At 51.8% G+C, this 444-nt stretch carries 1 protein-coding gene; it reads right to left on the reverse strand.

All coding sequences use genetic code 11. The features are described from left to right. A partial coding sequence (locus tag ACYP03_RS24160) for a hypothetical protein (RefSeq protein ID WP_459782388.1) occupies positions 1-295 on the reverse strand: 295 nt, incomplete at its 3' end. Between the last annotated feature and the right edge of the window lie 149 nt (positions 296-444).

The raw sequence follows: 444 nt of genomic DNA on the forward strand, positions 1-444 counted from the left end.
GGGTAAACCGGGGATTGCGTGAGGCCAGTGTTTCCATCCAGCCAATCTTTTGTTCATCCTGTTGCTTGAGGCTTTGCGCGTAATCCACCAGCTCAGCACGAAGTGCTTCCTGTTCCAGCACAGAGAAATCGGCCAGCTGATAATTGAGCTGGGCAATATCACTCTCCCGGTACAGGGTTTTGAGCGATTTTAATGCCGGTGTGATGTCCTGCGTTACCTGCCGGTATTCCTGCTGGCTGATTTCTTCAGCCCTCAGGGGGAGTGACAGCAGCAGTAACCATAACCAGACCCACATGCTTCTTCCATGTTGCATGTTGCATACTCCGTGTCATTGCTGAATTGATTCTTTGTTGGTTCCCGAGCCGCTGAGCATCAGGTGCATCTCGGCCCGCCTTCCTGGCAGACCGGTAAAGTCTGAAAGAGGATACACTCAATCGTCAATTG

The organism is Photobacterium sp. R1 (assembly GCF_054600795.1).